This window comes from Corallococcus sp. AB018, from assembly GCF_003986945.1.
In the GTDB taxonomy this organism is placed as follows: Bacteria; Myxococcota; Myxococcia; order Myxococcales; family Myxococcaceae; genus Corallococcus; species Corallococcus exiguus.
The window spans coordinates 1-407 of record NZ_RAWR01000595.1; the positions used below are offsets into that span (position 1 = coordinate 1).

At 66.6% G+C, this 407-nt stretch carries 1 protein-coding gene; it reads left to right on the forward strand.

Annotated elements, in window-relative coordinates:
• The coding region (locus tag D7Y11_RS43050; RefSeq protein ID WP_199754001.1) for an FUSC family protein at positions 1–328 on the forward strand (328 nt) is incomplete at its 5' end.
• Between the last annotated feature and the right edge of the window lie 79 nt (positions 329–407).

Below are 407 nucleotides of genomic sequence, written 5' to 3' on the forward strand. Positions count from 1 at the left end.
CCGCTGGCTGTTGCGTTGGGGCGTCGTGCTGCTCAATTGCTCGCACGTCGTCTGGCAGCTTCGCGAATGGGAAACCCGCTCCGATCCTCTCGCCCAGGTGCGCGACCTGTGCATCAACCTGTTACGCGATGTGATGAGCGAGCGCGGCGTGCAGCAGCGCCCGCTGGCCTCCACCCTGCAGGAGCTGCAGCGGATCTGCGACGCCCTGTACCACCATCATCAGCCGGCGGCGCGGGAACTGGCCGCCGCGATTTGGCGACTGTACTGCGCCTTGTCGCAGCTGGAACAGGCCCCGGTGGCCGGCACAATTGGCGAAGGAACTACTTAATCACCCCGCAGGCAAACCGTTCGCCGCCGCCGCCCAGCGGCTGCGGACTGTCGGCCATGTTATCCCCGCCTACGTGGAC